The organism is Pseudonocardia sp. (assembly GCF_025465255.1).
In the GTDB taxonomy this organism is placed as follows: Bacteria; Actinomycetota; Actinomycetes; order Mycobacteriales; family Pseudonocardiaceae; genus Pseudonocardia.
Genome location: NZ_JAODNI010000086.1, coordinates 22,083 through 31,322, shown reverse-complemented (window position 1 = coordinate 31,322; position 9,240 = coordinate 22,083). Strand labels below are relative to the sequence as shown.

At 72.4% G+C, this 9,240-nt stretch carries 6 protein-coding genes and 1 pseudogene; all 7 read left to right on the top strand.

Annotation, left to right across the window (positions count from 1 at the left end; translation table 11 throughout):
- A pseudogene (locus tag JWP64_RS09055) lies at positions 1-572 on the top strand (methane monooxygenase); the annotation flags it as partial.
- Between the two features lie 117 nt (positions 573-689).
- Positions 690-1,742 (top strand): NADH:ubiquinone reductase (Na(+)-transporting) subunit F, encoded by a 1,053-nt coding sequence (locus JWP64_RS09050; protein WP_297494506.1) that lies wholly within the window; start codon positions 690-692, stop codon positions 1,740-1,742.
- Between the two features lie 2 nt (positions 1,743-1,744).
- Positions 1,745-2,932 (top strand): toluene hydroxylase, encoded by a 1,188-nt coding sequence (locus JWP64_RS09045; protein ID WP_297494503.1) that lies wholly within the window; start codon positions 1,745-1,747, stop codon positions 2,930-2,932.
- Positions 2,929-3,297, top strand: a complete 369-nt coding sequence (gene mimD, locus JWP64_RS09040; protein WP_297494500.1) for a propane 2-monooxygenase effector subunit MimD — start codon at positions 2,929-2,931, stop codon at positions 3,295-3,297. The genes JWP64_RS09045 and mimD overlap by 4 nt, the downstream gene beginning before the upstream one ends.
- A 113-nt stretch (positions 3,298-3,410) precedes the next feature.
- Positions 3,411-3,845, top strand: a complete 435-nt coding sequence (locus JWP64_RS09035) for an LLM class flavin-dependent oxidoreductase (RefSeq protein ID WP_297494497.1) — start codon at positions 3,411-3,413, stop codon at positions 3,843-3,845.
- A gap of 165 nt (positions 3,846-4,010) precedes the next feature.
- Positions 4,011-4,514, top strand: coding sequence for a hypothetical protein (locus tag JWP64_RS09030; RefSeq protein WP_297494494.1), 504 nt, complete (start codon positions 4,011-4,013; stop codon positions 4,512-4,514).
- Positions 4,515-4,615: 101 nt separating this feature from the next.
- Entirely contained in the window at positions 4,616-8,998 is a 4,383-nt protein-coding gene (locus tag JWP64_RS09025) for a cation-transporting P-type ATPase (protein WP_297494491.1), read from the top strand.
- The last annotated feature ends 242 nt before the right edge of the window (positions 8,999-9,240 follow it).

Genomic DNA, 9,240 nt, shown 5'->3' with positions numbered 1-9,240 from the left:
TCGAGTACAAGTACCCGGGCTGGTACGACAAGTACGGCGCCTGGTGGGAGAACTACTCCCGCCTCGCCAAGCCGAACGGGCACAACCCGATCGTGTTCGAGGACGTCGACTACGTCTACCCGGCCCGCTGCTGGACCTGCATGGTCCCGTGTCTGGTGCGCGAGGACATGGTGACCGCCGAGGTCGACGGGGTGCACAAGACCTACTGCCACGAGATGTGCCGCTGGACGGACGTCGAGGCCTTCCGCGGGACCTACCAGGGTCGCGAGACGCCCAACATGGGTCGTCTGGTCGGCAAGCGCGAGTGGGAGACGCTCTACCACGGCTGGAACTGGGCCGACGTCGTCTCCGACATGGGCATGGTGCGTGACGACGGCAAGACCATGACGGCCCAGCCCCACCTCGACCTGGATCCCAAGAAGATGTGGACGCTGGACCACATGCGGCGGTGCCCCCCGCTGCAGAGCCCGAACGTGTTGTTCAACCAGATGGACGACGCGGGCCGCGCCGCGTTCGTCGAGGACTACCACCGTCAGGGCCCGGCCGGGCGGCCGGCCCCGAGCACCGCCTGACCCCGCGGAACAGGCGCGGCGAGAAGCGGGGGGAGGGCCCACCGGGCCCTCTCCCCGTCCGGCGCCCCCTGCCTCACCCCGGGGACACGCCGAGACGTCGAAAGGTCGGTCGATCGCATGGGCGACAAGCACAGTGTGCGGTTCGAACCGGTCGGCATCGAGATCGAGGTCGACGAGGACCAGACGATCCTGCGCGCGGCCGCCGAGCAGGGCGTGCAGCTCATGCACGGCTGCAAGGAGGGCCAGTGCGCCGCCTGCAAGTCCTTCGTCCTCGAAGGTGAGGACATCGAGCTCGACAGCTACTCCACGTTCGCCCTCCCGGACTACGAGAAGGAGGAGGGCTCGACGCTGCTGTGCCGGGCCCACGCCTACGAGGACCTGGTGATCGAGCTCCTCAACTACGACGAGGAGATCATCCGTTCCGGTCTGCCGCTGCGGAAGGGCGTCGCCGAGGTCGTCCTCAACGAGCCGGTCACCCCCGACATGCGCCACCTCGTGCTGAAGCTGGTCGAGCCGGACGAGATCAAGTTCTTCCCCGGCCTGTACCTGGACCTCACGATCCCGGGGACGACGGAGAGCCGCTCGTTCTCGATGGCGAACACCCCGGACCGGGAGGGCCGGCTCTTCGAGTTCGTGATCAAGATCTACCCCGACGGACAGTTCTCGCAGTACCTGGCGACCACGGTCGAGGTGGGCGATCGGTTGGACGTCGAAGGTCCGTTCGGGACCTTCACGCTGCGCGAGAGCCGGACCTCCGACCTCGTGTTCGTCGGCGGTGGGGCCGGTCTGGCCCCGGTGCTGGGCCTGCTCCGGTCGATGGCGGAGCGGGGCGTCGACCGGAGGACGACCTTCTACTACGGCGTCCGGACCAGGCAGGACCTGTGCTTCGAGGACGAGATGCACGCCTTCGAGGACCGGCTGCCCGGCTTCCGATACGTGCCAGCCCTGTCCGAGGCGGACGGGGACGAGGACTGGGACGGGGAGACCGGCTTCGTCACGGACGTGCTGAAGCGCGGCGAGCAGGACCTCAAGGGACGTGAGGCCTACGTCTGCGGGCCGCCCCCCATGGTCGACGCCGCGATCCCGCTCCTGCAGGACCTCGGGGTCCCCACCGAACACATCTTCTACGACAGATTCACGACCACCGGCGACCCGGAAGGAGCGGACTGACCATGACCACGACCGGGGAGCAACCCGTCAGAAGCGTGCCGAAGGTCAACTTCACCGACGCCGAGGCCGGCGCGAGGGTGTTCCCGGACTCCGGGGCGTCGGCCCGCCGCTTCAACTACTTCACCCCGGCCAAGCGGAAGCCGAGCCACTACGAGGACGTGACCGTGGAGGTCCAGCCCGACCCGCGGCACTACCTGTCCCAGGGCTGGCTCTACGGCTTCGCCGACGGCGAGGCCGGCTACCCGCTGAACTGGACGAGGCTGAAGGCCTGGGGCGTGGACCGGCCCGAGCCCGAGCGCTACCCCGGCTCCGGCGGCAAGGGCTACGAGTGGCCCGCCCACGGCTGGCACGAGTTCCGCGACCCCAACGAGGAGTGGGAACTCACGCTCTACCGATACAACGCCAACGTCGTGCGCCAGCTGAACCAGAACATCGAGAACGCCCGCGACGCGAAGGCGTTCGAGCAGTGGGCGCCGAACTGGGTCCGTTTCGTCGAGCGGCACGTCGGGGCCTGGATGCACGTCGAGCACATCCTCGGCCTGTACGTCTTCGCCGCCTGCAACCGGTCCGCCCCGACGAACATGCACAACACGGCGATCGCCGTGAACAGCATGCACAAGATCCGGTTCGCGCAGGACCTCGCGCTCTACAACCTCACGCTGACCGAGGAGATCGACGGCTTCGACGGCACCGCCCACCTCGACTCCTGGAACAACAACCCCGAGTGGCAGGGCGCCCGGGAGGTGGCCGAGGCATTGACCGCGGTCGACGACGACTGGGGCGAGATGATGTTCGCGACCAACGTCGTCTTCGAGCCGCTGATCGGCGAGCTGTTCCGCAGCAACATGGTCCAGCAGTCCGCCGCGGCCAACGGCGACTTCGTGACGCCGACGATCATGGGCGCCGGGGAGTACGACTACGCCCGGCGGGACCTGCGCTGGACCCAGGCCTGCTTCGGCCCCCTTGCCGCGGACAAGGAGTTCGCCGACCACAACAAGGCGGTCATGCAGGAGTGGTTGGCGCACTGGACGCCCCGCTGCCTGGACGCGGCGCGGACCATGGCGCCGCTGTGGGGCCTGCCCGATGTGAAGCCCCGCGACTTCGACCACGCGATGGCGCGGGCCGAGCGACGCTTCGCCGGCATCGTCTCGGATCTCGGACTGCAGATGCCCGCGGAGGCGCAGTCATGACCAGCTCGACCGCGCAGAGCCCGTTCGCCCCCAACAGCACCGCGTCCGACAAGTGCGGGGTGACGCTGATGAACAACCAGGTCGGGGCGATCGTGGCCGACGTGATGAGGGACAAGGAGGGCGTCACCATCACCGTCCTGCCCTCCATGATCCGGGTCGACGCCCGGAAGCGGATGGACTTCGTCTACGCGGAGATCGACGAGGCAGCGGGCGAGGACGAGGGGTGGTTCGACGCCGCGGAGTTCGAGGAGAACATGTCCACCCACTACGGACGGATGGTTCACCTGGACGACCGGACGGTCATGTTCGCCAACCCGGAGGACGCCGCGAAGTACCTCGGCTTCGACCTCCGCGCACTCAGCTGATTCCAGGTTCCTACGGTTCGGCAAGGAGACTCGTGATGATAGAGATCGGCGTGTTCCACAACGGGGCGTCGGATCTGCCCACCAAACACGTCGCCTAAAACGGTGACGACGTCGTGGTCAACGACGGTGACCTCGCCGCCACCCACACCTCGGCCCAGCGGACGATCGTCAATCAGGTCCGTCAGGGCATCCTCGCCGAGCAGCTGGGCTTCGACTACTGGTTCCAGACCGAGCACCACTTCCAGCCCGAGGGCGCCGAGCTGTCTCCCAACCCGCTGCTGAGCGAAGCGGCGATCGCCTCGCGGACCAGGCGGATCCGGCTCGGTCAGGCCGCGAACATCGTCAGCTGGTGGCACCCGATCCGCATCGCCGAGCAGGCCGCGATGCTGGACGTGATCAGCGGCGGGCGGCCCGAGTTCGGCATCGAGCGGGGCTACCAGCCACGGGAGAAGATCATGCCCGTCCTGCACCGCGAGTTCGGGCATTCGCCGAATCCGGAGAGCATGGTCGATCTCGACGTGAAGGCCCCCGTCACGACCGGAGCGTGATCACCGGGTCGTCGGGTGGCGCGGGCGAGTCCCGGCCGCCCGCCCGCCGGTCCGTGTACGGAACGGCAACCGGGAGTACAGCTTTTGGCCACCAGGGGTTTCCCTGGGGTCTCAGTGGGCACAACCAGCCCGTCGGATCGGGCGGGCCGAAGGGTGAGGTGGAGCATGGCGGGTAAGGCGAGGCAGACGGAGACGGCCACGGGCGACGCCGCGGCGGCGCCTGCCGCGCAGCCGGGTGGCGGCACCCAGGCGGGTGGGACGTCGACGTTGACCGAGGACGTTCGCCCGGAGCGCCCGGCGGAGGGGGGTGCGGAAGGCGAGCGCTCGGCGACGGTGAACCTTCCGTTCGTCACGGCCCAGTTCCGGGCTCCCCACCTGCACCTGCCCGGACGGGCGGATCTGGACGCGGCCGCCCGCGGGGCGCAGTCGCTCCTGCCCTCCCCCAAGTCACTCCTGTTCTTCGGCGGCCTGGCGGCGACCGCGGTCGCCGGAATCATCGAATGGCCGGTTGCGGCCGCCATCGGCGTCGGTACCGCCCTGGCCAGCCGGGGTGAGGCCAACCCGGAACCGCACGGTGGGACGTCGCAGGTGGCGGAGGCGGAGACCTCCGGCCCGGCCGACGCGACGACGTCCGACGCGCCCCGCCCGAACGCCCAGGGGGACACGTAGACCCGACCTGCCCGACCTGACAGGGGTCCGCGGAGTTCCCGGGCCATCGATCGAGGCGAGCGCGTGATCGCCGCACTCGCTGCGTGGCCCGGGAGTTGCTGGTGTTGCACCGTGTGTTCAGCCTGGTCGGGACCGCTGCCGGTGAGGTCGTCGGCGCCGTCGACGGGGTGGTTGAGCTGGTGGCGGCGGCCGCGTCCGGCGCGGCGCCGACGTCGCCGGGTCGTGCGCACGTGCGCGTGCGCGGGGTGCACGAGACCGATGCGGGGACCGTCGCACGGTTGGAGCGACGGATCGACCTCCATGCCGCCGTTCGACGCACCGAGGTCAACGCGGTCTTCGGCGATGTCATGGTCGAGTTCGACCCGGAGCGGCTCACGGTGCGCGACGTGGTGGATCTCGTGCGGGCGGCCGAGCGGGAGTGTGAGCTGGCGGAAGCGCCGCACGCCGATGCGGACCATCCGGGCGCCCCGGTCCAAGCGCTGCACGAGGCCGCACTGCTCGGCCTGAACGCCGCCGGGCTGGCCTACACCATCGTGGGGAGGGCGATTCCGACCGCGCCGGTCGCGTGGGCGTCGTCGGTCCTCGCGGTCGCCGAGTCGGCCCCCCGCGTCCGGGCGGCCGTCGCCTCGGCGATCGGTGAAACCACGACCGACACGCTGTTCGGCGGCGCGGCGGCGTTCTCCAACGCACTCGGCCGGCGCCCGCTCGGACTGCTCGCCGATACCTGCCAGCGCTACAGCCTCTACCAGGAGACCCTGGCGCGCCGCCGGGCATGGGCCGAGTGGGACAGCACGGTGGCCGGCCAGGAAGGGGGGCACCGCGCCGCCGCGCGTCCCGGCCGGCCGCGTCCGGTACCCCTCCCGGCGGGACCCGTCGAGAAGGTCGGCGACACGGCCGCGGGGCTCACCCTCGCCGGCGCCGGCGCGCTGCTGGCCGCCACCCGCACGGCGACGGTGGTGAACGCGGCCCTGACCGCCGGTGTCCCCAAGGCCGCACGGTCGGGCCGGGAAGGTTTCGCCTCCCAGCTCGGCCGGGACGCCGCGGCGCGGGGCAGCCTGGTCCTGAACCGGGACGCGCTGCGGCGGCTCGACCGGGTCGACACGATCGTGCTGGACGCCGAGCTCCTGGTGACCCGCCGGCAGGCCGTCGACGAGGTGGTGCCGCTGGTCCAGGGGTCCGACCCGGAGCTGTCCGAGTTCGTCGAGCGGACGTACGACCTCGTCGATCTGCGCCGGCCCCGGCGGGTGCGGGCGCAGGACGGCTGGTCGATCGGGCCGGCAGGCCCGACGTCGTTGCCGGAGTCGGCCGAGGCGGCCGCCGCCGCGCTCGCCCGGCGCTCGTCCGTCGTGCTCGCCCTGCGGCGCGGTGAGGAACCGGTCGCGCTCGTCGGCGTGTCGCCGGCGCTCGATCCCTTCGCCGAGGCCGTCGTCGCGGCCGCCGCGGAGGCCGGGCTCGTCCTGGCGGCCGGACCCCGGGAGCTGGCGACGCGACTCGACACCGACGGCGCCGTACCCGGCGGCTCCGAACTGGCGGACTCGGTGCGGGAGCTGCAGGCCGGCGGCCACGTCGTCGCGCTGGTGAGCCGGAGCCACGACGCGCTCGCCGCCGCCGACTTCGGCATCGGCCTGATCCCACCGCGCCAGGCCCCGGCCTGGAACGCGGACGTGCTGACCAGGACCGCGAGCGAGGTGTGCCTGCTGCTGGGGGCGGTCGGCCCGGCGCGGCAGGCGAGCCGGCGCGCCGCGCAGCTCGCCGTCGCGGGTTCGGGACTCGGCGCCCTGCTCGCCGTGGTGGGGCCCGGCCCGGGCGCCCCCACCCGCGCCGCCATCCCGGTGCACGCCACCGCGCTGCTCGCTCTGGGCCTGGGCATCTGGTCCGGGATGTCGCCCGCTCGGCGCCCCGAGCCGGTCCCGGCCGACCGGACGCCGTGGCACGCGATGTCGACCCGGGCCGTGCTCGAATCGCTCGCCAGCTCCCGTGCCGGCCTCGCCGAGACGGAGGCGAGACGACGGCATCACCAGCAGCCCGGAACCCCCGACCAGGAGGAGCTCGGGCTCACCCGGGCCACGGTGGAGGAACTGGCCAACCCGATCACCCCCGCACTCGCCGCGGGCGCCGGGGTCTCCGCCGCCGGCGGCTCGATCGTGGACCCGCTCCTCATCACCGGTGTGCTCGCGGTCAACGCCCTCATCGGTGGGATGCAGAGGGTCGGCGCGCAGAAGGCACTGCGCACCCTCCTGCATTCCAGCGCCGCCCCCGTCCGGGTCCGGCGGGGGGAGTCGGAGGCCGAGCACCCACCCGACGAGCTCGTCGAGGGTGACGTGATCCGGCTGCAGTCCGGCGACGCCGTCCCGGCCGACTGCCGGGTGCTGACCGGACAGGACCTGGAGGTCGACGAGTCGCCGTTGACGGGCGAGTCGGTGCCGGTGGCGAAATCGGCCCGCGCGACCGGTGCCCGGGTCCTGGCCGATCGGCGTTCCATGCTCTACGAGGGCACGGTCGTCGCGGCCGGGCGGACCGACGCGGTGGTCGTCGCGACCGGGGAGCGCACCGAGGTCGGCCGGACCCTGCGCCAGCAGGCCGGGCAGACGCCACCGACGGGCGTCGAGATCCGGCTGCGCACGCTGACCGCCCGGGTCCTGCCCTTCTCGATCGGCGCCGGCGTCGCACTGATCGCGGTCGATCTCCTCCGACGGCAACCGGCGGGGGTGGCGCTGAGCCGGGCGGTCAGCCTCGCAGTGGCCGCCGTCCCCGAAGGTCTGCCGTTCGTCGCGACGGTCGCCGAGCTCGCGGCCGCCCGCCGGCTCTCGGCCCGTGGCGCGCTCGTGCGCAACCCGTCCACGATCGAGGCCCTCGGCCGGGTCGACGTGCTCTGCTTCGACAAGACCGGCACCCTCACCGAGGGCCGGATCAGCCTGCGGCAGGTCTCCGACGGGACCGACACGGCCACCGTCGACCAACTGCTCCCGCCCCACCTCCAGGAGGTCGTCGCCGCCGCCGTGCGCGCGAGCCCGTTCGGGGCCGCCGCCCACGAGGTGACCCACCAGACCGACCAGGCGGTCCTGCGCGGCGCCCGAGACCTGGGGGTCTCCGCCGAGAACGGCCACGCGTTCGTCGAGCTCCTCGGCGAGCTGCCCTTCGAGTCCCACCGCGGCTACCACGCCACCCTGTGGCGCGGCCGCACCGGCGACCGGCTCAGCGTCAAGGGTGCTCCCGAGGTCGTGCTGCCGCTCTGCAGCACCCGGCGGCGGCCCGGCGCCGGCACCGTGCCGCTCGACGACCACGCCCGCGCGGAGATCGACGCCGAGGTCGAGCGGCTGGCCCGGCAGGGACACCGCGTGCTGGCCGTCGCCCAGCGCCGGCTCGAGGACCGGCCCCGGCTGGCGGAGGCCGACGTCGAGGATCTGGAGTTCCGCGGGCTCATCGCACTGGTGGATCCCGTCCGCCCCACCGCCGCCGCGTCCGTCGCGACGCTGCGCGCCGCGGGCGTCCGGATCGTCATGATCACCGGAGACCATCCCAGCACCGCCCAGTCGATCGCCGTCGAGCTCGACGCCCTCAACGGGCGCGTCGTGCTGACGGGCGCCGAGCTCGACGAGCTCACCGACGACGAGCTCGCCCGGCAGCTGCCTCGCACGGCCGTCTTCGCGCGCGTCGTCCCCGCTCAGAAGGCCCGCATCGTCCAGGTGTTCCAGCAGGAGGGCTACGCGGTGGCCGTGACCGGGGACGGCACCAACGACGCGCCGGCGATCCGGCTGGCGGACGTCGGCATCGCCCTCGGCACCCGGGCCACCTCCGCCGCCCGCGAGGCCGCCGACGTCGTCATCACCGACGACCGCATCGAGACGATCACCGACGCCATCGTCGAGGGCCGCGGCATGTGGTCCTCGGTCCGCGACGCCCTGTCCATCCTGCTCGGCGGCAACCTCGGCGAGGTCGCCCACACCCTCGCCACGGGGCTGTTCGGCGGTGCCGCCGCCCTGAACGCGCGACAACTGCTACTGATCAACATGCTCACCGACGTCCTGCCCGCGATGGCCGTCGCGGTGCGGCCGCCGGCCGACGCGACCCCCGATCAACTGCTCGCCGAGGGACCGGAGCAGTCCCTCAGCGGCTCCCTCACCCGCGACTTCCAGGTGCGCGCCGCGATCACCGCGACCTCGGCCGGCGTCGCCTGGCTGCTCGCCCGCCCCGTCAGCACACCCGGGCAGGCCAGCACCACCGGCCTCGTCGCGCTCGTCGGTGCCCAGCTCGGCCAGACCCTCGCCGTCCGCGGGCGCACCCCTCTCGTCGCCGCCTCCGTCGTCGGCTCGATGGCCCTGCTCGCCGTCGCGGTCCAGGTGCCGGGGCTGAGCCACGCCGTCGGCTCCCGCCCACTCCTCCCCCACCAATGGGCCATCGCCCTCACCGCCACCGTGGCCGCCACCGCCGCACAGCTCCTCTCGGAACGGGTCCTCGGCAGCGCGCCGCCGCCGCAGTCGTGAACCGGGCCGGCGCCGACTCGTCACCTACCGTCCGCCCGCCGTGCACCTGCCGCCGGCCCGCTGCTCATCCGACCGGCCCACACTTCAGCCCTCAGCGTGTGGAGGTGTTGTCCGATGGGCGAGTTCTTCGCAGCGGTCGCCGTAGCCGTCGCGGCCGCGATTCTGGAACGGTTCGCCGTGCATGTCGCGCGCTCGATCTGGGGACGGTTCAGCCCGGCGGCGGCCTGAACCCGGCGGTGTGT

Bases quoted from the DNA above. Each gene is read 5' to 3' on its own strand.
- JWP64_RS09050 (WP_297494506.1), top strand. From the start codon at position 690: ATGGGCGACAAGCACAGTGTGCGGTTCGAACCGGTCGGCATCGAGATC.
- JWP64_RS09045 (WP_297494503.1), top strand. From the start codon at position 1,745: ATGACCACGACCGGGGAGCAACCCGTCAGAAGCGTGCCGAAGGTCAAC.
- mimD (WP_297494500.1), top strand. From the start codon at position 2,929: ATGACCAGCTCGACCGCGCAGAGCCCGTTCGCCCCCAACAGCACCGCG.
- JWP64_RS09030 (WP_297494494.1), top strand. From the start codon at position 4,011: ATGGCGGGTAAGGCGAGGCAGACGGAGACGGCCACGGGCGACGCCGCG.